At 50.7% G+C, this 25387-nt stretch carries 25 protein-coding genes and 1 pseudogene; 8 read left to right on the top strand and 18 right to left on the bottom strand.

Annotated features, from left to right (window positions below; all coding sequences use genetic code 11):
- Nucleotides 1-20: 20 nt before the first annotated feature.
- From JOD20_RS14340 to JOD20_RS14330, 3 genes are read right to left on the bottom strand one after another with little or no spacing between them, the layout of a single operon-like run.
- A complete protein-coding gene (locus tag JOD20_RS14340) occupies nucleotides 21-1187 on the bottom strand; it encodes a class I SAM-dependent methyltransferase (protein WP_204755922.1) in 1167 nt (388 codons plus the stop codon).
- A 51-nt stretch (nucleotides 1188-1238) separates the two neighbouring features.
- On the bottom strand, nucleotides 1239-2069 hold the full coding sequence (locus JOD20_RS14335) for a fructosamine kinase family protein (RefSeq protein ID WP_204755921.1): 831 nt from the start codon (nucleotides 2067-2069) through the stop codon (nucleotides 1239-1241).
- Nucleotides 2039-2575 carry a hypothetical protein gene (locus JOD20_RS14330; protein ID WP_204755920.1) on the bottom strand — a complete coding sequence of 179 codons (537 nt, stop codon included), beginning with the start codon at nucleotides 2573-2575 and terminating at the stop codon, nucleotides 2039-2041. The genes JOD20_RS14335 and JOD20_RS14330 overlap by 31 nt, the downstream gene beginning before the upstream one ends.
- 93 nt (nucleotides 2576-2668) lie before the next feature.
- On the opposite strand from JOD20_RS14330, the gene pth reads away from it, so the two are divergent.
- From pth to JOD20_RS14315, 3 genes are read left to right on the top strand one after another with little or no spacing between them, the layout of a single operon-like run.
- A complete protein-coding gene (gene pth, locus JOD20_RS14325; RefSeq protein ID WP_204755919.1) occupies nucleotides 2669-3307 on the top strand; it encodes an aminoacyl-tRNA hydrolase in 639 nt (212 codons plus the stop codon).
- Nucleotides 3291-3647: an MmcQ/YjbR family DNA-binding protein gene (locus JOD20_RS14320; RefSeq protein WP_204755918.1), complete on the top strand. Its 357-nt coding sequence runs from the start codon at nucleotides 3291-3293 to the stop codon at nucleotides 3645-3647. The genes pth and JOD20_RS14320 overlap by 17 nt, the downstream gene beginning before the upstream one ends.
- Before the next feature lie 16 nt (nucleotides 3648-3663).
- Nucleotides 3664-4806 (top strand): GNAT family protein, encoded by a 1143-nt coding sequence (locus JOD20_RS14315; RefSeq protein ID WP_204755917.1) that lies wholly within the window; start codon nucleotides 3664-3666, stop codon nucleotides 4804-4806.
- A gap of 245 nt (nucleotides 4807-5051) precedes the next feature.
- On the opposite strand, the gene JOD20_RS14310 is transcribed toward JOD20_RS14315, so the two are convergent.
- Both JOD20_RS14310 and JOD20_RS14305 read right to left on the bottom strand, forming a co-directional pair.
- Nucleotides 5052-5963: a YgaP-like transmembrane domain gene (locus JOD20_RS14310; RefSeq protein WP_204755916.1), complete on the bottom strand. Its 912-nt coding sequence runs from the start codon at nucleotides 5961-5963 to the stop codon at nucleotides 5052-5054.
- Nucleotides 5964-6071: 108 nt separating this feature from the next.
- Nucleotides 6072-6212: a hypothetical protein gene (locus JOD20_RS14305; protein ID WP_204755915.1), complete on the bottom strand. Its 141-nt coding sequence runs from the start codon at nucleotides 6210-6212 to the stop codon at nucleotides 6072-6074.
- 385 nt (nucleotides 6213-6597) lie between these two features.
- Between JOD20_RS14305 and JOD20_RS14300 the strand changes: the two genes are divergently transcribed.
- From JOD20_RS14300 to JOD20_RS14290, 3 genes are all read left to right on the top strand, one after another.
- Nucleotides 6598-6864, top strand: coding sequence for a hypothetical protein (locus tag JOD20_RS14300; protein ID WP_204755914.1), 267 nt, complete (start codon nucleotides 6598-6600; stop codon nucleotides 6862-6864).
- 92 nt (nucleotides 6865-6956) lie between these two features.
- Nucleotides 6957-7505, top strand: coding sequence for an SUKH-3 domain-containing protein (locus JOD20_RS14295; RefSeq protein ID WP_204755913.1), 549 nt, complete (start codon nucleotides 6957-6959; stop codon nucleotides 7503-7505).
- 11 nt (nucleotides 7506-7516) lie between these two features.
- Nucleotides 7517-8107, top strand: coding sequence for an SUKH-3 domain-containing protein (locus JOD20_RS14290; protein WP_204755912.1), 591 nt, complete (start codon nucleotides 7517-7519; stop codon nucleotides 8105-8107).
- Nucleotides 8108-8295: 188 nt separating this feature from the next.
- On the opposite strand, the gene JOD20_RS14285 is transcribed toward JOD20_RS14290, so the two are convergent.
- From JOD20_RS14285 to JOD20_RS14250, 8 genes and pseudogenes are all read right to left on the bottom strand, one after another.
- Nucleotides 8296-8676 carry a hypothetical protein gene (locus JOD20_RS14285; protein ID WP_204755911.1) on the bottom strand — a complete coding sequence of 127 codons (381 nt, stop codon included), beginning with the start codon at nucleotides 8674-8676 and terminating at the stop codon, nucleotides 8296-8298.
- A gap of 118 nt (nucleotides 8677-8794) precedes the next feature.
- Nucleotides 8795-9163 (bottom strand): hypothetical protein, encoded by a 369-nt coding sequence (locus JOD20_RS14280; RefSeq protein ID WP_204755910.1) that lies wholly within the window; start codon nucleotides 9161-9163, stop codon nucleotides 8795-8797.
- A 165-nt stretch (nucleotides 9164-9328) separates the two neighbouring features.
- The gene (locus JOD20_RS14275) at nucleotides 9329-9700 is read right to left on the bottom strand and encodes a hypothetical protein (protein ID WP_204755909.1); all 372 of its coding nucleotides are present in this window, start codon (nucleotides 9698-9700) and stop codon (nucleotides 9329-9331) included.
- 13 nt (nucleotides 9701-9713) lie between these two features.
- On the bottom strand, nucleotides 9714-10166 hold the full coding sequence (locus JOD20_RS14270) for a hypothetical protein (protein WP_204755908.1): 453 nt from the start codon (nucleotides 10164-10166) through the stop codon (nucleotides 9714-9716).
- Nucleotides 10167-10311: 145 nt separating this feature from the next.
- The gene (locus JOD20_RS14265; protein WP_204755907.1) at nucleotides 10312-10812 is read right to left on the bottom strand and encodes a cyclic nucleotide-binding domain-containing protein; all 501 of its coding nucleotides are present in this window, start codon (nucleotides 10810-10812) and stop codon (nucleotides 10312-10314) included.
- Complete coding sequence (locus JOD20_RS14260; RefSeq protein ID WP_204755906.1) at nucleotides 10802-13069, bottom strand: GAF domain-containing sensor histidine kinase; 2268 nt, start codon at nucleotides 13067-13069, stop codon at nucleotides 10802-10804. Before JOD20_RS14260 ends, JOD20_RS14265 begins: the two co-directional genes overlap by 11 nt.
- Complete coding sequence (locus JOD20_RS14255) at nucleotides 13066-14019, bottom strand: NAD-dependent epimerase/dehydratase family protein (protein ID WP_110516153.1); 954 nt, start codon at nucleotides 14017-14019, stop codon at nucleotides 13066-13068. The genes JOD20_RS14260 and JOD20_RS14255 overlap by 4 nt, the downstream gene beginning before the upstream one ends.
- 107 nt (nucleotides 14020-14126) lie before the next feature.
- Nucleotides 14127-14327: pseudogene (locus JOD20_RS14250) on the bottom strand (Rdx family protein); the annotation flags it as partial.
- Between the two features lie 425 nt (nucleotides 14328-14752).
- On the opposite strand from JOD20_RS14250, the gene JOD20_RS14245 reads away from it, so the two are divergent.
- Nucleotides 14753-15256 carry a ribosomal protein L7/L12 gene (locus tag JOD20_RS14245; protein WP_204755904.1) on the top strand — a complete coding sequence of 168 codons (504 nt, stop codon included), beginning with the start codon at nucleotides 14753-14755 and terminating at the stop codon, nucleotides 15254-15256.
- Between the two features lie 97 nt (nucleotides 15257-15353).
- Here JOD20_RS14245 and JOD20_RS14240 read toward each other — a convergent pair whose 3' ends face one another.
- The 5 genes from JOD20_RS14240 to JOD20_RS14220 all read right to left on the bottom strand — a co-directional run bounded on the left by JOD20_RS14240 (nucleotide 15354) and on the right by JOD20_RS14220 (nucleotide 22365).
- The gene (locus JOD20_RS14240) at nucleotides 15354-17678 is read right to left on the bottom strand and encodes a GH116 family glycosyl hydrolase (RefSeq protein ID WP_204755903.1); all 2325 of its coding nucleotides are present in this window, start codon (nucleotides 17676-17678) and stop codon (nucleotides 15354-15356) included.
- 123 nt (nucleotides 17679-17801) lie between these two features.
- Nucleotides 17802-18695 (bottom strand): carbohydrate ABC transporter permease, encoded by an 894-nt coding sequence (locus tag JOD20_RS14235; RefSeq protein WP_204755902.1) that lies wholly within the window; start codon nucleotides 18693-18695, stop codon nucleotides 17802-17804.
- A gap of 11 nt (nucleotides 18696-18706) precedes the next feature.
- Nucleotides 18707-19684: a carbohydrate ABC transporter permease gene (locus JOD20_RS14230; protein ID WP_204755901.1), complete on the bottom strand. Its 978-nt coding sequence runs from the start codon at nucleotides 19682-19684 to the stop codon at nucleotides 18707-18709.
- Nucleotides 19685-19762: 78 nt separating this feature from the next.
- Nucleotides 19763-21217, bottom strand: coding sequence for a sugar ABC transporter substrate-binding protein (locus JOD20_RS14225; RefSeq protein WP_204755900.1), 1455 nt, complete (start codon nucleotides 21215-21217; stop codon nucleotides 19763-19765).
- 125 nt (nucleotides 21218-21342) lie between these two features.
- Entirely contained in the window at nucleotides 21343-22365 is a 1023-nt protein-coding gene (locus JOD20_RS14220) for a substrate-binding domain-containing protein (RefSeq protein WP_204755899.1), read from the bottom strand.
- A gap of 462 nt (nucleotides 22366-22827) precedes the next feature.
- On the opposite strand from JOD20_RS14220, the gene JOD20_RS14215 reads away from it, so the two are divergent.
- Entirely contained in the window at nucleotides 22828-25386 is a 2559-nt protein-coding gene (locus tag JOD20_RS14215; protein ID WP_204755898.1) for a glycoside hydrolase family 9 protein, read from the top strand.
- Nucleotide 25387 lies beyond the last annotated feature (1 nt).

The raw sequence follows: 25387 nt of genomic DNA, 5'->3' as shown, positions 1-25387 counted from the left end.
TCCGTGGATCAAAATCGGGATCAGTTGCCTGATCCCAATAATTGCTCTAAATACGGCGTAACGCCCCAAAATTGTTTCAGCGCTTCGTATTCGGCCACAGCTTTGGGGTCGGGTTTGGGGCTGCGGGTGGCTCGAATCATTAAATTCTTGCCAGTGTGTTCTGCATCAACAAACTCGATAATTTCGCTGCGATAGCCATTGATCCGCAGAATTTGCGCCCGCAAGCTATCGGTCACCAAATCGGCGGTGCGTTGGCGAATGCTGCCATAGCGCAACATCGGGTTCAGCACAGTGGCCTGAATCTGATGGGTCAGATGTTTATGACAGCATGGTACGCTCAAAATTGCCTGGGCTTGGCTACGCAAGGCTAAGGCCAAAGCATCATCGGTGGCGGTGTCGCAGGCATGCAACGAAAAAACCACATCTGGCTGCTGCGCTGGTTGCCAATCGGCTAGCGGCGTTGCAATAAACTCCATGCCCGTGTAGCCCAATTCTGCTGCTTGAGCACGACATTTATCAATTAAATACTCGTTTGAATCGACACCGATTACCACCGCCGCCAAGCCCTTAATATTGACCAAATAATGGTAGGCCGCGAAGGTCAGATAGGCTGAGCCACAGCCAGCATCAAGAATCCGCAACGGTTGATCGGCGCTGGGCTTCAGCTCAAGCTCATCAAACACCCGCAAAAATTCGTTGATTTGGGTGTATTTTTTGCTCATGCTGGCGCGAATCACCCCATCGTTGGTCATAATGCCAGTTTTTTGCAAATAGGCATCTGGGCGATCGCTGGGCAAGGGAAGGGCTTTAACATGATTATGGCGCAAATCTGGCGCGGCAACTTGATTACGAGCGCGACTCAGAATGACTTTGCCTTTTTTGCTGCGCTGCACTTGAATCCGTTCGCTGGTGGTTTCTAAGGTGATGTTGCTCAGCGGAATATCGATAATCTCGCCCAGCGCTTCGCTGGCTTGCTCAAGCGCATAATTTTTGGTGATATTTTGGCGCTGATCGAAGTAGGCTGCTTGCCATGCCCGCCCATTTTTCAGTTGCACAGGCCGCACCACCACGCGCTGCCAGCGCAAATCGGCGGCGCGGGCCGCGCCACTCATGGTCAGGCGCACAAAATCGTCAGTTAATGCCAAAGCGATCAATTGATCGCGGTAATTTTCTGCTGTTAGTTGCATAGGTTAACCATTGTAATAGTTTAAAATCTGATCGATTTGGCGACCGTATTGCTAGCCAAACAGAGTTAAATGCACTAATAACCAATACAGTTGATAGAGCGGCTGGCGCTCGTGATACTCGTTCGGCAGCGGCCACATAGCCTGATAGGCTGACAAAAATTCGCTGCCAAAGCCACCAAACAAGCTAGCAAAGGCAATATCGGTTTCGCGGTCGCTATAACTGACCGCCGGATCGATTAAGCCTGGCTGGCCAGTATTGGTCGTAATTACGTTGCCAGCCCATAAATCGCCATGCACAAGGCTTGGTTGCGGCTGATGCGCCAACAAACGATCAAGCTGATCAGCCAAACGCAGGCATTGCTGCTGGCGTTGTTTAGGCATGTGGCCTGCTTGAGCCGCCAATTCAACCTGCGGCCACAAGCGTTGATCACGCCAAAATTCGGCCCAGTTGGTACTTGGTTGGTTGGGCTGAGCCAAAGCTCCAATAAAATTGGCCCGTGAATAGCCAAAACTTGGGCCAAGGTTACGATGCAATTGCGCTAAGCCAGCGCCAAGATCACCAGCCTGATAACGGCCTTGAGCTTCAAACCATTCGAGCACCAACCAACTTTGGCTCAGGCCCAAAACTGCTGGTACAGCCAAGGTCTTGGCCGCCGCCAAACATGCTAAGCCATCGGCTTCGGCCACAAAAAAATTGTTGGCTGGCTGCACGCGCCATTTGAGCAATGCCGTTTGCTGGCCAATTTGAATTTGCACAGCATGGTTAATATCGCCGCCATAGATTGGCTTGATTGGCCGAATAGTGGCGGCGAAGTGTTGCTCAAGGCTGTGTTGGATACTGGCGGGCAGCATTAGCTCGCGGCTTGGCGTTTTTTGCGCCAAATTTTATAGCCAATAAAAACCACTGCCAAAGCAACCAAGGTTGCTGGCACGGCAATCACCGCCGCCTCGCCAATCGCCTTGAAGACCGAATCAACTTGAACCTTGCTGGTAAAAACCATCTCGCCTTCGGGCGCGCCTAAGATCAAGCGCAAATTCCATTGGTCGCTGATCGTAAAGCGCAGGCGTTCGCTGGTGTAGCGGCCAGCGTTACGATCTTGGTTTTCGGGCACCATGATAAACAATTCTTCGCGGCCAATGCTTTCAGGCGCTGCATACAGCTGCACCAAATTGAGCGGCGAAGGCTGGCCCGAGGCGGCATCGGTAATCACCACCCGCAACAAGGCATCGCCAACAGCTGGTGGATTGGGGGCAAGCGTAGCAACAACGTGATACGCGCCGCGCACTTCGTCGATTAACACTTGCTCGGTTGGATTATCCGCGAAAGCGCGGTTGGGCAGGAGCACCAGCAACGCTAGTGCCACAATCATAAAACGTAGAATGCGCATACTTCCCTATGGTACAATGCTTCAGCCTGCGCCATTGGCGGCGCATTGCGTGTAGTATATCGCGATTTTAACCAAACCTGTCGTGGGGATGTCATGTTTTTAATTGTTGGGCTGGGCAATCCAGGCGAAAAATATCTGAATAATCGGCATAACGTGGGCTTTCAATGTGTGGCTGAATTTGCCCGTCGCCATGGCTTGAGCTTCGATGGCAAGCGAGCCGATGCCCGTATCGCCGAGGGCAACATTAATGGTCAGCGCGTTGCGTTGGCTCGCCCGCAAACTTTTATGAACGATAGCGGCAAATCGGTCGTGGGCTTGGTTAATTGGTACAAAATCGATCCCGCCAGCGAATTATTGATTATTTATGATGATTTGGATTTGCCCTTTGGCACGATTAAGCTGCGCAATCAAGGCAGCTCTGGCGGCCAGCGTGGCATGAATTCGATTATTCAATTGCTCGGAACTCAAAAATTTGCCCGCTTACGCTTTGGGATTGGTCGCCCGCCAGAAGGCTGGGAAGTGATCAATTTCGTGCTAGGCAATTGGAATGCTGCCGAGCGCGAAGAATTGCCAAAGTTATACGATCGCGCGGTTGAAGCCTGCGAATTGAGCATTCGCGATGGCATAACCAAAGCCATGAACGCGGTCAATGGCGAAGCACCCAAGCAAAAAAAGCAACCGAAGGATCAAGCAACGCAGGATAAGGAGCCAGCCAATGAGCAACCACGTTGATTATGCCCAAGCCCGCAGCTATTGCCTAAGCCTTGATGATGTGGTCGAAGATTATCCATTTGGGCCTGAGGCATTGGTATTTAAAATTGGCGATGAGCGCGGCAAAATGTTTGCCTTGTTGACCCAAGGCGAGCTAGCCAACATTAGCCTAAAATGCGATCCTGATCGGGCTGAAATGTTGCGCGAGCAATATCCGGCAATTACTGCTGGCTATCATTTAAACAAGCGCCATTGGAACACGATTGTGCTTGATGGCAGCGTGCCCGACGAAGAATGTTTGGCCTTGATTAGCCATTCGTATGATTTAGTGCGGCCAAAACGGCGTAAAGCCAAAGCCTAGCGTTTGAGGTTGATCAATGGTGCCGTTGCAGATTGTAGCCGTGCGCAATGCCAAACAGCGGCAGCAGTTTATTCGTTTTCCCTGGCAGGTTTACCGTGGCGCGAACCCCGACCCACTGTGGGTTCCGCCGTTGTTGCTCGAACGCGAGCGTTTTTTCAACCCCAAACATGGTGGCTTCTTTGCCCATGGCGATGTGCAATTGTTCCTCGCCCAACGCGGCACTGAAATTGTTGGCACCATCTCCGCCCACATCAATTTTCTGCACAATCGCACCCACAACGAACAGATTGGCTTTTTTGGCTTTTTCGAGGTGCTCGACGACCCCGAAGCTGCCGCCGCACTGTTACAAACCGCCTGTGATTGGGTGCGCGATCGCGGCTACAAGGCAATTCGCGGCCCAATGAATTTTTCAATCAATGATGAATGTGGCTTGCTGATCGAAGGCTTTGAGCGAGCGCCCGTGATGATGATGACTTACAATCCCCCGCGTTATGTTGAGTATATTGAGCAAGCAGGCTTTGGCAAAAAGATTGATCTCTATGCGTGGGTCGTTGATCAACAGAGCTATGCCGAAAAAGGCCGTGGCCCGAAAATCGAACGGGTAGCGGCCTTGGCCCAAGCCCAAACTGGCTTGACCTTTCGCAAGCTCAATATGCGGCGTTTTAGCGAAGAAGTTGAGGCTGGTTGGCATGTCTACAATCAGGCATGGGCCAACAATTGGGGCGCAATTCATATGACACTGGCCGAATTTCGCCATTTGGCCTATAGCTTCAAGCCCTTTCTCGACCCCGAAGTGATGATTGTGGCCGAAGATCAGGGGCGGATGGTAGGGTTACTGATCGCCGTGCCCGATATTAATATTCCCTTGCGCTACAGCGATGGACGTTTATTGCCCTTTGGCTGGCTCACGATGCTACGGCATAAACGAGAAATCAATCAAATGCGGGTCTTGATTATGGGCGTACTGCCCGAATATCGGCGGCGCGGGATTGATGCAGTGTTCTATCGCGAAGTACGCAATGCTGGCCTCAAACGTGGCTATCATACCGCCGAAATGTCGTGGATTCTCGAAAACAACGATGTGATGAACAATACAATTGCGGGGCTGGGCGGGCGGTGCTACAAAACTTACCGAATTTACGAGAAAAAGCTTACTTAAATTGGTCAAATTCCCCTCACCCCAACCCCTCTCCCACGTTGCGGGCGAGGGGCTTTTCGTTTGGTGGTTTTGGCATAATTTGTGGTCAATTCATGGGTGTTGGGCTTGGCGGGCGGCGCTACAAAACCTACCGAATTGATCAGAAAAAACTTGCTTAAATTATCGAGAGCAACCGTAATGGTTGCTCTCGTATTACAAGGCGCGGCTAGGAGTTAGCCGCTGCTCTTAAAGCCTCACGTTGCTGCTTACCAAGTTGCTGGTGGATCGCTGGCTGGAAAACTGGTATCAACGGCTTTATCTTCGTTCTCCAACGATTCTTCTTTATTGGTTTTAGCTTCGACCTTCAATTGCTCGGTGTATTGTGGGTCGTTGGCAGAAGGCTTTTCGCCGACCACATTCGACTTCACCGCCGTGCGTTCTTCCTCGTCCTCAATCACCTTGCGGAAGCGTTCGAGGTCTTCGGTAATAGCTTTTTGGGGATCATTGCCAAACAATTTGGCAATTGCTTCGCCAACAGCGCCAGCTGGTGGTTGATAATCGAGCTTAACCCGAACTTCGGTTTGCTCATCGCCCAAGGCAGTAAATTCGACGCGGCCTTGGTTGGGCAAGGTTGAATTGGGCAACGAACGCCAAGCAATATATTCATTGAGCTTGGCATCGGCAATTTCAGCATCCCACGAGATGCTCAGGCCTAGCGGAGCTTTGGCTTCCCAATGGCTAGTGCCATTTTGAAACATCTTAACACTATTGAGATAGTGCATAAATTTAGGCAGATTTTCGAAGTTGCCCCAGAAGCGAAACACCTCGGCGACTGGTTGTTCAACCGTTACGGTATGTTCAACGCTAATCGCTTTGGCTTGATCAACGCCTGCTTGATCAGAATTGGTGTGATTTGTTGGAATCGGAATCCGTGGGGTTGTTGGGGCAGCAGGCTTGCTCCACGTCGATTCAGCTGCTTGGCCAGCAGTATTAATATTGAGTGCGCTATAAGCTGGACAATGGCCAGTCAAGCCGCGCCACAAGAGCGGTGCGCCGCCAGCAATTGCTGCCAAACTTACTGGCAGATGCCGTCGCATAATCCCAAATGCAACCAGTGCGCTGCCGCTTGCTACCGAAAGCAAGCGCTCAGTTTGATGCACATTTTTCTCAGTAGCCATATAGAACTCCTTCAACTAGGCTAATGCAAACTACTGAGCACTATCGCAAGTTACGTACCACAAAAAAACGCCCTCGGAATTTCCGAGGGCGTTTGAATCTAGCTTTTTTTAGATTGCGTTTAAGTTGCCGCTTGGGGTATAAACAGGTGAACCATTGGTGCCATTTGCTGAAGTTGGAGCTGCGTTTGCCCCAAAAATAATAATTAAGGCGAAAGCGATTGCGGCAACGAATTTAGCGACAGTTTTCATGGAACTCTCCTTTGTCTCAATAGAAGTCAATAGCGCTAATCATATAACCAAGTATCTGGATGTCAAGGGTGATTTTTGAGTGATAGGTCACGAAGTTTGATCCACGAGGAACACGAAGGTCACGAAGCGGGAAAGTTTTAGAGGGCAGTCAGCAGGGATTAGCCACTGGAACCGCGAAGGACGCGAAGCGCACGAAGCAGTATTGAACCAAATAAGCTTTTAACGCAGAGGCGCAAAGCATAGATACATCTCAGGCAATAGCTTTGTCGCAAGTATACTAAATAGATAGCAGCAACTTAGGTTGTTCGAAGTTCAGCTCTGATCGGGCATTGTGGTATCGAGTATTTTTACCCATGAACATCATTAGCTATAAGGATGGAATGCTATGCCACGTGATATTCGCCAATTTACTGTTAATGGCCATGCTTTCGATGAAGCGATTCGGCATGAGGAAAATGAGATTACGCGCCGATTGTTGATTGCGGTTCGCTTTTATCTGTTTCGTCGTCTGTATCATGATCGCTATGAGCCGCCCGCATATCCCGTTGATGTTGCGTTTTTCATGGATGTTATGCACGATTTCTTTGAAGGCCATGACGATATTCGTGACATTTTAGCAGGCAAAGAGATTAATTCCTTTGAGGCTGATTAACTTATTTCAGAAATTTCGATTTGTGCATTGACAGCCTTTTGATTTTGCCTATGCTGAAACCACAAGCGCTGTTTTTAAATTGAGGGAAATTGATGCCTAATCACGGCTTAAATATCCAGTTAACCCCGATCGCAATCACCTGTTATCAGCTTTTTGGCTGGACTCCGACGCGTCATATTGATCCTTCAGCGCACTTGGCGGCAATTCAACACGCCACCTATCCCAGCTTTCCGCTGGCTGAAGCCTTTTTGACCAGCTTTGGTGGCCTAACAACGCGGATCGCTGCTGCTCAAGCAGGTGAAACCCCGCTCTATTATCACGATGCAATTCCCTATATTTTCGATCGCAATCGGCTGTTTGAAGATTTTATTCCCGCCAATGCCCAGCATTGTGATGATGAAGCAGCGCCTGGTTGGCTTGAGCATCCGTTTATTAAGCGGCAACAACGGCAGATTTGCCCCATTGGTTCCTATGATAATGATGCAACAATCTTATTGACCGCGGATGGATTGGTGCTGCTTGGAAAATATTATGGTGTTCCGGGAGAGAATAGTCGAAAGCCAATGTTGCGGCTCGTCGGTCAAACGCTTAGTGATGGGCTTAATCGGCTTATTCAACAAGCAACCTATTATTATCCCTAGGAGCAAAATCTATGTTTCCACCTGTTCTACAAACGATCATGGCCTCTGCCAACTGGAAACCTGCGATTGATCACGATCCAACGCCATGGCTCGATGCCTTGGCAACGCACCACTATCCGCTGTTTCCGGCGGCAGAGGCACTATTGGCAAGCTATGGAGGATGTGCTTTCACGACCGTCGCTTGGCACGATACGGCATTTGAACTGACGGATACACTCGATGGAATATTTGAATGGACTTCATCAGAGATTGAACTTAGCATTGATCCCTATCGTGCGCTGGCTTTAACAGAAGCAACGATTTGGCAAACGCATCCCTATATCCTTCATACGCGCCTACAGCTTGCCCCAATTGGCCAAGTCAGCTACCCAACCCAGAATAACGCATCGATTTTTGTGTTGTCGAATGGTTCTATTATGCAGGGCCAATGGAGATTTAATCGGCTTGATTGGAAGCTTCCTAGTGTTCCAGTATTAAGTATGCTAGGAGCAAGTCTTGAGCAGGCCATAGAAAAAATTCTTTATGATGGGTTGTTAATTATGGAGCGTACCACAAATTTGATCCACGAAGAACACGAAGGTCACGAAGCGGAGAGGTTTTAGGGGCAGTCAGCAGGGATTAGCCACTGAAACCACGAAGGACGCGAAGAGCACGAAGCAGTATTGAACCAAATAAGCTTTTAACGCAGAGGCGCAAGCATATATCCATCAGTAGTGTTAGGGAATTCGAATCGTGCGCACATAGAGTACGAAGGCGATTACAACAAAAGCAGAGTGGTTGAAATGCAGACTCATGAGCCATAAATCCTAAGTTCCCCCGATTCAACATAGATCATTGCTGCAAGCCCGATAAGGACGAGTGCAACGATATAGGGAATCGGGAGCAAAGCGGAGGATCTGCGTCGAGTGCTCAGCATCCAGCTATCACGCACGAGTCCTATCAACACGCAAACCATCGCGAGGGAGAGTGGCAGCAACGCCCAGAGAAAAGGTCGAATTGAAATATATTGTTCAAATGTCCCACCGCGGGCTATATAGTCCTGATACAACGTAAGACGGTAGTACATAAAGAATCCATAATACACTTCGATGCCCAGCGCAAGCACAATGCGGATGATCATTCGCCAGCGATAGGGCGACCGATTGGCGGGAACATGATATTCTGGTTGCATACGTTCGTTTATTCCTCACGGTTAATCAGCAGCTAAAGCTCGGTAGGAGCACATCGCTAGGTACAAGAATTGGATGTGTTGAACGAGCCATACTCGTTAAATATGATTCGTGCAATGGTTATGAACGGAAGAGTTTAATGAACTCATAAATAACTAACCAACTGAATGAACCGCCAATAAATAGGAGCGCGCTTAGGTACAGTTTCCATGGAGGTTTGCGCCACAACCGTCTCGATCGCATGTCCATGAGTATGGCCACGAGGAGAATGAAGAGTCCGATCATAACCGGTACTACGACATACAATTCATGATGATAGCTGGCTATACTCAGAATGGTTGCTCCCCGTGCATGCTGTTTCAGAACATAGGTGATGTGATAGTGCAAAAATGCTGCACTCCCTGCCCAGCTCATGAGCGAAATCACTATTCTCAGCACCATCCATCCATACGATGCTTTCTGAGTAGGAACATGATATTCTGGTTCCATACGCTTATTCCTCAAAATTAATTAGCAGCTGAAGATCGATTGGAGCACATCAAGCATTATTATTTAGGTACAAAATAGGTACAAAAATTGTATGCTTGAAATGCGCAACACTTGTTAAATAAGATTATGGAATGCTGGGCTTCATGAAAATTCCTCTCATCTATTTCAATAGGCAGCAAAGATACCGAGCAAGAAGATTAAAAACGAGATTAAGAGCAGCATCCCACAGATCAGATACCAAAGTCCTGTTTTTAATCGTTTGTTATATTCGATCACCAGATATTCTGTGCAGATGCAGACCAATGAGAACGGAATATAGGGAATCAACGGAATCAGCGCTTTTCGTCCATAGGAACTCGTTATTTCCTTCGAGAGGAACTTCATCCATTCATGCAACGGATAGCTGAACAGATCGATTAAAATAAAGTAGTAACCCACAATGAATACGATAATGAATGTGAGAAAGCAAAAACTATTAAAGAGGAAGATTCTTGCTCTTGATATGTATGGAGTATCATCCGGTACTTGGTAGCTCATGGGCATTCCTCCCTTATTCTTCGAAGATGATATAGAGGGTGACAATCTCGGTGCAGTGATTTTGGGCCACAAGATGCCAGCGAAAGCGTTGGCCATCCTTCACAAAAGAACCATCAGATTGCCCAATATCGCTATCGCTATATACGACTTGGAAGCCATGTTTTGGTAATTGCGATTCAAAAAAGGCCGCCGCCTGATCAGTATTCCCAACAACGCCGCCAACAAACATAAGATCTCCATGTGGACGTTCAAAACGATTGGTAATGCGCGTCGTAGGTGGTAAGGGAATCGTCGCCAGTTCTGGTTGGGGTGGCAAGAAGGGAATCTCGGTAAAACATTCAGGTAGCACTTGGGTTGGAGTTGTTGAGGTTGGGCCAGTCGCAAGTTGGGTTGGGGCAACTGATGACGAGCCACAGCTGATTAATGAAACCACAATTAACCCGTAGCCGAAGAAACCAATTCTCATGGCCTATCCCCTTATCTCTCTAATGTTGCAGGCAGCGGTGCGGCTCGCTACAACACCGCTGCCATCGAGGTATCAATTACAAAACAGCCGATTGCTAATAGTTTTCGTTCAATAATGCTCACATAGTGGGTGCGAACATGAGAATTTACTCAATTTGGCTCAATTGATTATCTTGCCATTTGATATGGCCGCGCAGCAGCAACGAGGCTGAGCGCAGCTTGTAGATCATATCGTTGATGAAGTTGCGCATAATTCGGTAGCCAATCGCGGTGTTGGTATCGCAGAGCGTCGAAAGCTCAGGCCCGTTGATCACTAACAAGGTGGTTGGATTCATGCTAGCAACCGCTGTAGCCGAACGACTGCCGCCGCCAAGCATGGCAATTTCGCCAAACGCTTGGCCTTCGTAAGCGGTGTTAATCGTCGATAAGCGGCTTTGGCCGTCGGAGCCGCGGGTCTGCACTTGAATTTCCACCGCGCCATCGTGCACAACATACAAATCGTCGCCGTCACTATCTTCGCGGAAGATAATTTGGCCTTTTTTGGCTTTGGCAACTTTGCAAAGCTGGGCAATCTGGCTCAATTCAAGATCGCTCAGCCCAGCAAAAATATCGACGCGACGTAACACTGCAATGACACTACTGTTCATCGTTCCTCCGGCCTGGTTGGGGCGAGAATAAAAATGCATCGAGATCGAGGGTGGTTTGGGTGGTGTTGGTTTCGTGTTTTTCGGGAATATAGCGCGGGATGGCGATGCAGAAACGTGCGCCGCCGCTCGGTGCGCTATCAACCCAAATCCGCCCATTGTGCAGTGTAATAATTTCGCGACATAAATACAAGCCTAAACCTAAGCCTTCGGTGCTTGAGCCTGTACGCCGAATCCCCGGCACTCTGTAGTAGCGTTCAAACAGGCGTTCGCGTTGAGCTTGGGGAATGCCAGGTCCTTGATCATCAACTTGCACATAGCCAAAATGTTCATCGCTAAACACCTGCACCCAAATCTGGGTTTGTTGCGGGCTATAGCGAATGGCGTTGGTCAAAAAGTTGGTGGCAACTTGGCGCAATTTCAGCGAATCGCCATAGACGACGCTGTGGTTGAGCTGTTCAAAATGCAGGGTATGATGGTTGGCTGTTTGGCGGGCATGAGTCACAACTGAATCAAGCAAAATGCCCAAATCAACAGCATCAAGCTGAATCGTATAGCGCTCGGCATCAATTCGCGACACATCAAGCAAATTATCGACCAGTTGCACCATAATATTAACTTGCTGACTGAGCGTGATAAAGCCGCGTAAATCGCGGCCCTCGGTGGCTTGCTTCAACTCGCGGCGCAACAGCAAATCGCTGTAGCCTTTGATTGCGGCCAATGGCGAGCGCAACTCGTGGGCTGCAACCGCCAAAAACTCATCTTTGGCCTCTTCCAAGCGGCGTTGCTCGGTAATATCGCGAAACACGATTACCGCGCCATCAAACGAGGTATCGCCGCTATCAATTAATACTGAACGGCGCAAAGGCGCGCCGCTAAAGCTCAGCACCACATCTTGATCTTGGCTGCCAGGCACAATCAAACGATAATCGCGAAAAACTTCGCCAGCCAAGGCGCGGGCAAACGGCAACATATCGGCTTCGACAACACTGCCATCGAGGTAGCGCGCACCTGCCTCGCTACTGGTAGCCATAGTTGGCAAAATCGAAATTTCCAACAAACCAGCGGCGGTTTCGTTGGCCAGAATCAACTCGCCAACTCCGTTACAAATCGCCACGCCATCGGCGATCGATTCGATCACCGTGCCCAGCCGTTGGCGTTCGCGTTGGCTTTCTTCATATAAACGAGTATTGGCAATCGCAATGCCAATTTGCGAACCCATCGAAACTAGCGAGGGCCAATCGATATTCGCCGCAAGAGTTTGATAATTGCCATACAACACCAAAACGCCGACGATTGTGCCGCCTGCCAAGAGTGGCATCGCCGCCCGCCCCATAATATCCTCGCCAAGATCGCTGGTGTTGATGACTGGGCGCAAGGTTGGCTGGCCATAATAAACCACATCCTCAAGCACGCTATTGGCTTGGCTCGAACCAAGCAGTAGCGCCTCACGCGGCGGAAGTTGATGTTGGGCGGCAAGCGACATGCTGCGGCCACCAGGCGAGGCCAAACAAATCGCCCCACCATTGGCACTGACGACCTCAATCACCACCAACAAGGCGACATTCAGCAAGTCGGGCAAATCGGATGATGTGCTGATTGCCGTCACAACTGCATCGAGCGCAGCCAAGCGGCGGCGTTGGCCACGGGCATCGGCCTGTTGGCGCACCAACTGCAACAACGAACCCAGTTGATCAAGGGTTGGTTGCAACCAAACTGCCGAATTGGCGTTGAGGCTAGGTTTGCTGCAAAAAAACTCAATTACGCCGCTGGGCCGCCCATTACCGCCCAAGGTAAACGCAGTTACTTGAAACGAAATGGGCAATAAGGCGCGCCAACGATTAAAAAGCGCCTCGCGGCGACGACCCAACGCCCCAAACATGGCCCGATATTCATCGACGTTGCTCGCGGTAATCGCATGGCCTTCGCTGATCACGCGGCCAGCCAGCGCCTCACCGCTGCGCACTTGCAAGGCACTAAGAGCCTCGCGATCGTCGGCGCTAAAATCCTCGTGGCTCGCACTATTGAAGTGGCTTAGCAGGTAACGATGTGAAGTAGCACTATAAAACCACACTGCAATCGCATCGACAGCTAAAACGTGGCGCAATTGGGCACTAGCGGCGGTAATCAAGCGCGCAGGATCATCAACATTCATAATATCGTTCATGATCCGCGAAAGCGCTAAAAGCCGAGTTTGAATCCGTTTGCTAGCCAGCGTTTGCAGCTGTCGATGGCCGCGTTGCCGTGATCGTTCTGTCATCGCCGCTGTTCCTCATCCCACGCAATGTTCCACGCGACAGCTCGCCGTAAGCCTTCGGCTAAAGCAACTTGGGGCGTGTAACCCAAGAGTTGGCGTGCTCGCCCGATGTTGGCCACATAGTAGGTGACTTCACCGGCGAGTTTTGACGGTTGCACGTTAATCGTTGCTTCAATTTGCAACGCCTCGGCGATCAATTCGGCCATACGAACCAGGGTATTGCCTTCGCCATAGGCTAAATTAAAGGTCTGATTGGCAACTTGGCCACTGACAATCCGCTCGATTCCGCGCACAATCCCATCGACACAATCGTCGACGTAGGTGAAATCGAGGGTTTTTTCACGCCCAAAGACGGTCACAGGTTGGCCGTCGCGAATGCGGCGAATGAACAGGGGAATTACCCGTTCCATACGTTCGATGTCGTTATCGTAGCGCCCATAGACATTCGAAAAGCGAAAAACCAAATAGGGCAGGTTGTAACATCGGGCATAGGAATAGATAAATGCTTCGCCGCTGATTTTTGAGGCTGAATATGGGCTTTCGGTATACACAAAGTCGGCTTGGGCTTCTTCGGTTAAGTAGCGATGAATATCACCATAGACTTCACGTGATGAACTAAAAATGATTGGCACTTGTTGATGGCGACAGTATTCCAATACGTTGTAGGTGGTCATCACATTTTCCAACGCTCGGTGCGGATAGGTCACCAATTCGTGAACTTTGGCGTTGGCCGCCAAGTGGACCACGACATCGGGCTTGGGATAGGGCACGCCGCCAATGCCGCCTTCGAAATCGCGGTAGGGTGCGCCCAAATCCTGAATCACATACTCAAAGGCTTTTGTCCACGTGTTGACCCGTTGATCAACTCCAAACACTTCATGGCCATCTGCGAGAAGGCGTAGCGCCAAATTGGTGCCAATCTGCCCACTGGAACCTGTGATCAAAACCAACACGGGAGACTCCTTGCTTAGTATGGTGTGGCTGCGATTATAGCATGCGGATTTGGCCCTGTGAAAGCTGCAAGCCCGCTGCATGCCGCAAGTAGGCTTGCAGCAGCGGTTTAGGCTTGTTGGTCGAGATAGGCAGCGATCAAGGCCTCAACTTCGCCTGCCTCGGCATGGCGTTCGGTCTGAAGTTTGCTATAGAGCAATTGCCCATTAACTTCAACTTCAAAACAGCCACCCTTCGAGGGAACGAGGCTCAGTTGCTGAATCGCTTGGCGATGAATGTCCAACAGTTGGGCTGCCAAACTGACAGCACGCGGGGTGTAGTTTCAATACATACAAAAGGTAATGGTGATCTGCATCAGCAGCCTCCTAAATTCAATAAACCATTGGTTCAATTATACTCAGAACAGAGAACATAGAGCATAGAACATTGGGAATTAGGCTATAGGCTTTTGGTTGTTGAAGATGCCCTCACCCCAACCCCTCTCCCGTGGCGCGGGCGAGGGGCTTTAGACGGTAGTTTTACCACCATTTTTTGGTACACAACAGTCAACTCTCCTCTCCTGCGTTCAGTGGGAGAGGGGCTGGGGGTGAGGGCATGCAACTGATTACCAATCCAATGAACCATTCGACGTAGCCTCCTCGCCTTCGTGCTCTTCGTGGATCAACTTCGGCCTTGCATTGATCATCAATTCACGTACACTCTGATTAGAACGATTAAGTAGATGGAGCAATGAATATGCCAAATCAAATGTGGTGGATTGTTTTAGCAGTCTTGATTGGGTTGGCGATTTGGATTTGGAGCAAACGCTCAGAACGGCCAAGCAGTAGCATCAATCTCAATCAGACCCCAATCAATCCAGTCCACACACCAAACGTTGATGCAAATCCAAGCGCTCAATTTAGCTCTGGCTTCGATTCAAAACCAATCGATCAAGCAGCTATTCAAGGTTTATTGATCCAAGGCAAGAAGATTGAGGCGATTAAGCAGGTTCGCGTACAAACCAACCTTGGCCTCAAAGAAGCCAAAGATTATGTCGAGATGATTGAACGCGGCGAAAACCCAAGTCAGCTGATGAGTGCAAATCGTGCTGCTCCTCAAGCTCAAGCCTTACCAGACGATCTACTGCGCGAAGCCCAAGCCATCGCCCGCCAAGGCAACAAAATTCAGGCGATCAAATTGGTGCGTCAAGCAACCAACTTGGGCTTGAAAGAAGCCAAGGATATGGTTGATCGGTGGTAAGCGCAAAACCACGCTGGGCCAGAATCCAGCGTGGTTTTGAAGCATGGTTGCGTCAAGGCGACGCGAAGAGGTTCGACAAGCGAGGCTTGTCCGCTAATCAGGCTTTGTTGGCACGCACAGCTAAGGCATGCTCAATTGCCCAAATCGATTGTGGCCGCATATACATACTGGCGCGGAAGGTTCGCTCCACGCCCCATGCTTCTGGGGTACGGAACCACAAACCAAGTTCGTTATAGGTGGCGTTATAGGCTCCCCAAGCGGTTTGCCAGCCTTCCACATCCAAACCTTCTTGCAACATCATGGCCGCAATGGCATAGGTTGTGCCGCTCCAAACTTCGCTGGCTTGGTTCGAGCTGGTATCAACCGTGCCATCTGGATGCATGCCGTTGACCGCGCCCAAGGTTCCATTGGCATATTGCATGACGTTGAAACGATAGACCGTTTGCAAGGCCGAGCGAATCATGGCGTGCGGGGCGACCGCTGGCAAGCCAATTGCGCCTGCATACCATTGACCAACCAATTGATCAGCCATAATCACTTCGCGCAAATCGGTATCGGCAGTGTGATAGCGGAAGTAGCTGCCATTCCAAAGCTTGGTTTCGAAGCTTTGGCGGGCTGCTGCCAACCATTCGCTCCACGTGTCGGCTTGCGCTTGCTCGCCCATGCGTTGGGCCAAGCGAATCGCCGCTTCCAAGGCACAAATCAACAAGCTGGCTGAGTAGCTAGCAGCGCCGCTCATCGCCCAGGTATCGTAGGTTTGGTCGGCTCCGCTATGATCAAGCAAACCATCGCCATCGCTATCAAATTGATGCACATATTCCAAGGCGGTCGGAATCGTTGACCACGTTGCTTCAAGCATGGCCTGATCGTTCCACAACGTTACGTCGCGATAGATGCGCAAAATATACTTGAGGTTGAGATCTTTCCAATTGTTGATGTCTTGGAAGTCATAGGCGTTGGTTTTGATCAAGGGTTGCTCTTTGGGCGCGCCAAGATCGTGTGGCAAGGCTCCAGCTGCTTTGCGAATCGCTTGCACTTGGGTTGCCACAATCGTCACGACAGTATCATCAGCATCGTTGACGGTTTTGGAGAAGGCAATAATTTCGCCGCGTTCAAGCTCTGGCCACAAAGCCAAGATGCTCCACGAGCTATAAAACGACACATCGAGCGTACCATAGAATGGATAATCGTAGCATTCGAGGTAGCTAAACAAGCCCACCGAATCCTCAGCAGGCTCAGGCTCGCCCACTGCGCGATCAACCCACAACGTACCACCATCAACCAAATAATAAAGTTCGTTAAAAAGAGCAGATTTATACCATTGTGGCCGTTGATCGTCGTTGAGAATTGGGTTTTGCCATGCTTCAATTGCGTTGCGCCAAGCATCGGCGTTGTTCAAACTAGCGCTTGCCAAAGCTTGGGCTTGATCGCCGTTTGTGCCCCAAAAATGGGTATAGCGCTTGTACCAGCGGCTTTCATCAGCAAACTCAACGATTGGAAAATCCCAAGCAAGGCTGAACGGAATCACGGCGCTTTCGCCAGGTGCAAGTTCGAGGGTCACAGCAATCGCAGTTGCGCTGCGTTGGTCGGCGGCAACCTGTTGGCTGGTTGGATATTCGGCCAATTGACCATCGCTGGCAAAATCTTGCCACAATGCGGCGGCATCTTGGGCCACATCCCAACACGTCCATTGACTCACGCTGGCAGCTTCTGGCGCTTGCACTGCCAACGCCCATGTGCCATTGTGGCTGCTCAAGGCTTGGTCGCTGGTTTGGCTCAAAGTTACGCCAGTTGTGTTGCCATCGTGCCATGCGTTGTGTTGGCGTTGCAACGTCAGGCCTGCTGCTTCCACTGCGCGGGTATGTTCCCAAGTCAGCATCAAGCCCAAGCGTAGCGTTTCGCTGCCACGGTTAGTCACGCGCCAAGTAAACACGCCAACAGGGAAGCTACTTTCCTTGAGATTACCAGCCAAAACTGGCGAGAATTGCTCTTGCACCAATTCAAGTGGCCAATCTGGGTGTTGATAATCGAACCAAGCGCGGGGGAATAGCGCATGATACTTGCCAGCGCCAACTGGATAATTCCAATTCCATGTGCTGAGTTCATCGCCATCTGGTTGGGTTGTGCACAACACTTGGGCTGCTTGTTGGCTGGCGGTTTGCCAGAAAACACTCCATTGGTTGGGCCAAACGCTGCGATTAACGTGCTTGCCAACTTCTAAATGCCAGCGCGACCAATCGCCGCGAAAGTTACGGCCAATCGCCCCGCTGCCCATGCCACCAATTGGCAAGCCGTGAAAGACACCATCGTCAATGATTGGCCCATGATCGTGGGCGGCAATCGCCGCATTCGGATAATCGAGGCCAAGCGGGCGTTGCCACGCTGCGAGAGGAATTGAGGGGTGGTGGCGTTGTTCGGTCATGATCCTGTGCTCCTATGTTTGGGTGCGATTGCCAAACACTGCTCGATAAATAACAAAGCGACGTGCAGACCTCAGCAACGCCAAAGTCTGCACGCCTTTGTCCCGGTTGGTGAGAAAATAAATCTATTTGACAGCGCCAGCGGTAAGGCCAGCGATAAATCGCTTTTGTAAAAGGAAGAACATCGCGGCAACTGGCAGAATAATCACCACCGACGCTGCCGAAAGCAACTCGTAGCGATTTTGCGAGCCAGCAACGCCCGTAAATTGGCGAATCCCGACCGGAATCGTCTGTACGTTCAAGATCCAGGCGAACAACAGTTCATCCCACGCGGTCAAGAACACAAAGATTGCGGTTGAAATGACACCTGGGCCAGCCAACGGCATAATAATATACAAGAAGGCTTGGAAGCGGGTTGCCCCATCGACCATGGCCTGTTCTTCCAAGTCGATTGGAATCGTCGCAAAGAAACTGCGTTGAATCCAGAGTGAGATTGGCAAGAAGAAGCCAACATACAGCACAATCGCGCCAAAATTGGTGCCAATCAAAGGAATGCCAAGGTTATTTTTCAACCAAAGAAAGGTCATATACAACGGAATCAGGAACAAGGTGCCAGGCACCAATTGGGTTCCCAAAATCGCCATACTAAACCCACCAGAGCCAGGGAAGCGGAAGCGGGCCAAGGCATAGCCCGACATCGAAGCCAAAATGGTTACAACGAGGGTCGTAATGCCACAAATAATTAAGCTATTGCTAAAATAAGTGCCAAATTTAACCCGCGTCCACATTTCGCTATAGTTGCTAAATTTCCACTCGCTGGGAAAGAAACTACTAGCAGCTGCGAACTCATCGCGCGATTTGAACGAGCCAAGAATCAAGAAGAGAATTGGCAACAACATAAAGGCAATCAGAATCAGCAACAGAATATCGCCACCACGATCAAATAACCAAGCTTTGTAATTGATCGTCGCGCGTGCTGGTCGGGCCGATTCGGCCTTTTTACTGAGCGAAACACCCATAAACGGCCTCCTTATTCAGCCCGCAAGCTATCGCGGAATGTACGATACCAAATGCCAACAAAGATCAACAGCATGCCCATCAGAATCACCGAGGCTGCCGAGCCAAATCCATACAGGTGGCGTTCCCACGTCTGACGCGTAATTGCAGGAACCAGCAAGTCGGCATATTCGCCTGCGAAACCGGTACCACCGCCAAACATTTGGACAGCGATATTATAGCCGCCGTAGAAACCATTAATCAAGCCAAACAACACTTGAGTTGCCGCAATTGGCTTAATCAAGGGCAAGGTAATGTGACGAAAGCGCTGCCAGCCATTTGCGCCGTCAAGTGAGGCCGCCTCATATAAGTCGGTTGGAATCACCTGAATTGCGGCGAGGAACATAATGGTGGTGAAGGGCAACCCACGCCAAACCGTGGCAATCACCAAGGCATATAGCGAGTTAGGGCCAATCAACCAGGTTATTGGCGTATCAACAATGTTCAAGCCAAGCAAAATGCGATTGGCCAAGCCACCTTGTTCGAGCCAAATAAAGTTGAAAATCGTGCCAGTGACGAAGGTGGGTACAACCCACGGCAACAAGACCAAGGTTCGGGCAATCCCGCGCCAGCGGAAATTACGATTCAGCAGCATGGCCAGAATCAAGCCCACGCCCAGCGTGCCAATATTCGTCCAGATTGTATAAACTAAGGTATTTGAGGCTGCATTAATTAGGCCAGTTACCCGCGAGCTTGTGCCATCTTCGCCGATGCCAAAAATCGCGTTGAATACTTCGATGTAGTATTTGAGCCCAACAAATGGAGCTTTGAGGTAGAGGGTCAGGGTGGTAAGGCGAACGTCGAGGAGTGAAAGATACAAGCCTTGCACAATCGGAATCAAGTGTACAACCAGCATCGCTACAATGGTTGGAGCGATAAATTTATATGCTAGGCTGTTTTGCCGAATCCGTTGCCACAATGAGAGTTTATTTTTTTTTGGTGCCAGAGCCATAAACGTCGCTCCATTGCGTGGATGCTGTCGATACTGGGATGCAAGCAGCAAGCCACATGCATCCCAGTATCAGTCCGATTAGTTACCCAACAATTCGTTGACGGTTTGAGCAGCTTGATCCAAGCGGGTCTTGACGACTTCAGCGCTGACTGGGCCGCCAGCGGTTGCTACATCGTCCCACAATGAACCAAGTTGTTCGTTGAGAACGCTCTCAACTTGACCCCATTCAGCGATAGGTGCTGAGGTCTTGCCTTTAGCGGCAGCTGAGATGAACACGCTGTACAACGGATCGCTGGCGATGCTAGCATCTGCTTGAGCGGTCTTGGTTGCTGGCAACATCCCGATGGCTTGGCTGTAGCGCAATTGTGATTCGTTACCAGCCAAGAATTGAACGAACTTGACAGCAGCTTCGACGTTTTCGCAGCTCTTCAAGATGGCCAAGTTGCTACCACCAACGAAGGTGTATGAGCCACCTGGGCCTGCTGGGAATTCGGCGTAGGCCAAGTTGTCGGCCACGTCGCGGTTGGTCCAGCCACCAGCGTCAGCAGCAGTGCGAGCATTGCTGATCAACCATGGGCCAGTGATGGCGCTGAAGGTGCGGCCATCGCCGAAGCTGGCATCAACTTGAGCTGAGTTCAATTCCAAGGTGTTGGTGACGGTCAATTTGCTGCTGTAGAGGTTAGCAAATTCTGAAACGCCAGCCACAGCTGCATCTGAGTTGAAGGTTGCTTCGCTGAGGTCGCTGCTCAACAAATCGCCACCGCTGTTCCAGATCCACATTGAGCTATTTTGCCAAACGTTCCAGTCGTTGCGGCCTGGGAAAGCGATCCCAGCAACGTCAGGATTTTGTTCTTGGATGGTAGCCAAGGTGGTTTTGAAGCTAGCCCAATCCTTGAAGGCATCTTCTGGCTTCAAGCCAGCTTTTTCCAACAAGTCTTTGCGATAGGCCAAGGCGCGCACATCAGCAAACCATGGAATCGAGAACGTGCCTTCCATACCTTGCAATTGTGAGGTTGCCCATGAAGCGGCTACGAAGCTGTCGCTGCCACCCATGGCGGTGATTTCTTCAGCGGTGAATGGGCGCAAACCACCCATTGCAGCAAAGGTTGGGTTCCAGGTCGTGCCCAATTGGGTCAAACATGGGCCTTCGCCACCTTGAACTGAGGTTTGGATGCGTTGGAAAGCTGCACCCCAGTCGAGCATTTCTGGCTCAACGTTAATGCCTGGGTTGGCTTTTTCGAACGCATCAATTTCTGCTTGAATAGCGTCTGCTGGAGCAGCACCGTTTGGCATGTGCCACAGCTTCAAGGTTACTTCGCCAGCAGCTGGCTCAGCGGTTGCTGGTTCGGTGGTTGCTGCGGTTTCGGCAGTTGCCGCAACGGTTGGCTCAACTTGGGCCGCAGTCGTTGCGGTTGCAGCTGGAGCAGTTGTGGCAGTGGGAGCGGTCTCAGCACCACCACAAGCAACTAAGATCATTGAGATCAGAGTTAAGAGGGTCAGCCAATTAATAAACGGACGGCGTGAGCGTTGCATACGAATCCTCCTTGATTCCGGCGTTGAGTGGGTTGAACATCAGTGTCCAATGCGAACGCATTTGGGATCGCTCCCAAAAACTCCCGTGTTCGATCAGACCATGCGATCTAGTGAATCCGGCGGGTTTATGAAACCCGTGGTCCGCACGATTGGCGTAAGACTAACGAAGGTGAGAGACGAATGTGTTGCTGAAGCGGTGGTCGCCCTTCGAGATGGTCAAGCAACATCGTAGCGGCGGTACTTCCGAGTTTTTGAATCGGTTGGTGAATTGTGGTCAGGGCGGGGGTTGTGTAGGCCGCGCCTGGCACATCGTCAAAGCCGATCAACGAAATATCATGTGGGGCATGTAAACCGGCCTCGTAAATAGCCCGTAAGGCTCCTAACGCCATGGTGTCGCTTGCCACAAAGACAGCGCTTGGTCGATGCTCAAGGCTCAGCAATTGACGCATTGCAGCATAGCCACCCTCTTGGGTAAATTCGCCTTCAATCATCAATTGATGCTCGATTGCGACTCCAGCTTGCAACAGCGATTGCTTGTAGCCATCACGTCGATCAATGGCGGTTTTCATCTGAAGTAGGCCTGTAATTGCCCCAATCCGTCGATGACCAAGTTGCAATAAATGATTGACTGCCAGCACTGCGCCCGCCCGATTTGCCACGTCAACGGTATACATTGGTTGCATATAGGGGTGTTCGCCGATTAAGACCAACGGCATTTGGTCGTTAATCAACAAGGGCAACACTGGGTCATCAATATCGCTCGAAAGCATCAACAGACCGTCGGTCATCCGACTGCGTAATACCCGCTGATAGAAATCCCGTTCTTGCAGCCCCGTTACCATCGAGAGCATCACCGAATAATCCCGTTCTGAACAGGTTTCGGTAATTCCTTGAATAATTAAAGGGAAGAATGGGTCGGTGAAGATCACTGCCGAGCTGCGTGGGATCAACAGGGTCACCACATTGGTTCGGCGGCTTGCCAGACTGCGTGCGGCTGCCTGCGGAACATATTCTTGTTCGCGAATAACTTCCAACACCCGTTGTCGCACTTCAGGCCGCACGCTGGGATGATTATTAATTACCCGCGAAACGGTTGAGCGTGAAACATTCGCAAGTTGGGCTATTTGACGAATCGTGAGTTGTTCCACGGTGAAACCCCACAAACTGATTTAAAATACTTTGGAACCGGTCTCAGAAGTCTTGGGGAGAGGATAAAAGATCTTATGTATTTTGTCAAGCTGTACTTTGCCAAATCACTCTTTTAGTTTTCTTTATAGTGGTGTAGTAGCTTTTTAGACCATTCTAATAGCCTAAACCTAAATCTAAAAAATTTGTAAAATTTACGCTTGACAAGTTGCAATGAATCATTTACGATATTTTTACTTTCATAACAATCTGTGCTTGGGAGCGATCTCATCTCACTACTCCATCACTCTCCTTCCTCCTTGAATGCACGCAGCAAACGATTGATCTCAGGCAATTGGGAGCGGTCTCAATAGCTTGAACAAGCCAAGCTGAAGCCACAGCGACCATGATCGTCGTGCTGTGCCACGCAGCACACCAGCACATGCAATCAACATTAAAGCCTTCAATGTAGGAAGGAGTGTCCAATGATGAGTACACCGCTCGAACGATCGAGCCAACGCTGGCGACTTTTCGCCGGAATCGTTGCTTGTTTGATGATTGCAGGGCTAGTTCTTAGCCCCACCACCCCCACCAAAGCAGCCGCGCCGCTGTATGCCTACGGCGAAGCACTGCAAAAGTCCTTTTTCTTTTACGAAGCACAACAGGCAGGCCCAAAACCAAGCTGGAATCGCGTCACATGGCGCGGCGATTCAGTGCTCAACGATGGTGCTGACGTTGGCCTTAACCTCAGCGGCGGCTGGTTCGACGCTGGCGACCACGTTAAGTTTGGCTTTCCTATGGCGGCTTCGGCCACAATGTTGGCTTGGGGCGCGGTTGAATATCGCGATGCCTATGCCCAAAGCGGCCAGCTTGACGAATTGCTGAACAATTTGCGCTTCGTCAACAACTATTTCATCAACGCCCATCCCTCGCCCAATGTACTCTATGGCCAAGTTGGCAATGGTGGCAAAGACCACGCCTTCTGGGGACCAGCCGAAATTATTCACCTCGATGATCAAGCAGGGCCACGCCCTTCATACAAAATCGATGCAACCTGTGGTGGCTCGGATTTGGCTGGCGAAACCGCCGCTGCCATGGCAGCCTCGTCGATTGTGTTTCGGCCAACCGACCCTGCTTATGCCGACACCTTGCTGAGCCATGCCCGCCAACTCTACAGCTTTGCCGACACTGTGCGCGGCAAATACAGCGACTGTATCACCGATGCCACCTCGTTCTACAACTCGTGGAGCGGCTACAACGATGAATTGGTTTGGGGCGCAATTTGGTTGTATCGCGCAACCAACGAAGCCAGCTACCTCAACAAGGCTGAGCAATATTATGCCAACCTCAGCACCGAACCCCAAAGCACCACCAAATCGTATCGCTGGAGCATCGCATGGGACGATAAATCCTATGGTTGCTATTTGTTGCTGGCCAAATTGACGGGCAAACAACAATACAAAGACGATACCGAACGCTGGTTGGATTATTGGACGGTCGGCTATAACGGCCAACGCATCACCTATTCGCCAGGCGGTTTGGCACAGTTGGATACATGGGGAGCCTTGCGCTACTCGGCCAACACCTCATTTGCCGCCTTTGTCTACAGCGATTACATTACTGATGCAACCAAAAAAGCACGTTATCACGATTTTGCGGTCAGCCAAATCAACTATATGCTGGGCAGCAATCCCCGCAATAGCAGCTATGTCGTCGGCTTTGGCAACAATCCGCCAGTCAACGTGCACCATCGCACTGCCCACGGCTCATGGACCGACTCATTGAGCAATCCGGTCAATCAACGCCATATTTTGTACGGCGCGTTGGTTGGCGGCCCAGCCAAGGGTTCGGGTGATGCCTACACCGATAGCCGCAACGATTATGTGGCCAACGAAGTTGCCACCGACTACAATGCTGGCTTCACCAGCGCCTTGGCTCGCATGTATAGCGAGTTTGGCGGCGCGCCACTCGCGAGCTTTCCACCAGTTGAAACCGCCGAAGATGAATTTTTCGTGGAAGCCAAAGTTAATGCTTCAGGCCCACGCTTTATCGAAATTAGCGGCGTGGTGCATAACCAAAGTGCATGGCCTGCTCGCAACAGCACCAAACTCAGCTATCGCTACTTTGTTGATTTGAGCGAAGTCTTTGCTGCTGGCTATGGCTTGAACGATATTACGGTGAGCAGCGCCTATACCCAAGGCTCAGGCGTTTCGGCGCTCAAGCAATGGGCTGGCACAATTTACTATGTCGAAATCGCCTTTGCTGGCATCAACGTCTACCCGGGCGGCCAATCGGAATCACGCAAAGAAGTGCAATTCCGGCTTTCACTGCCAACCAATACCAACGCCCAACAATGGGACAACACCAATGACTGGTCGTTCAATGGTGTTGGCACGAGCACTGATCGGCTCAAAACCCGCCGCATCCCAGTCTACGACAATGGCGTAAAGGTCTTTGGCGATGAGCCTGGTGGCAGCAACGTCACGCCAACCGCAACCGCGTTGCCAACCAACACAGCTACGCCAACCGTGCGCCCAACCAATACCGCAACCCCAACCACGGGGCCAAGCCTTACGCCAACGACCCGTCCAACCAACACCGCCACCCCAACCGTTGGCCCAAGCTTAACCCCAACCATCCGCCCAACCAACACTGCAACGCCATTGCCAAGCGCAACCGCGTTGCCAACCAACACACCACTGCCAACCAACACGCCTGTTGCTGGCGCATGCCAAGTCAAATATCGCGTTGCCAACGATTGGGGCAGCGGCTTCCTTGGCGATGTGACCATCACTAACGGTGGCGCAGCCATCAACAGCTGGACGCTGACTTGGAGCTTTGCTGGTAATCAACAAATCAGCAATCTCTGGAGCGGCGTGGTCAGCCAAACTGGTCAAAACGTCACGGTCAGCAACGCTGGCTGGAACGGCAATCTTGCCAGTGGCGGCTCGGTTAATGTTGGCTTCCAAGGTACCTACAGCGGAACCAATAACATTCCAACAAGCTTCAACCTGAACGGCGCTGCTTGTACGATTGTGCCATAAC

It is taken from the genome of Herpetosiphon giganteus, from assembly GCF_016907925.1.
Classification (GTDB): Bacteria; Chloroflexota; Chloroflexia; order Chloroflexales; family Herpetosiphonaceae; genus Herpetosiphon; species Herpetosiphon giganteus.
This window is presented reverse-complemented; position numbering and strand designations above follow the sequence as displayed.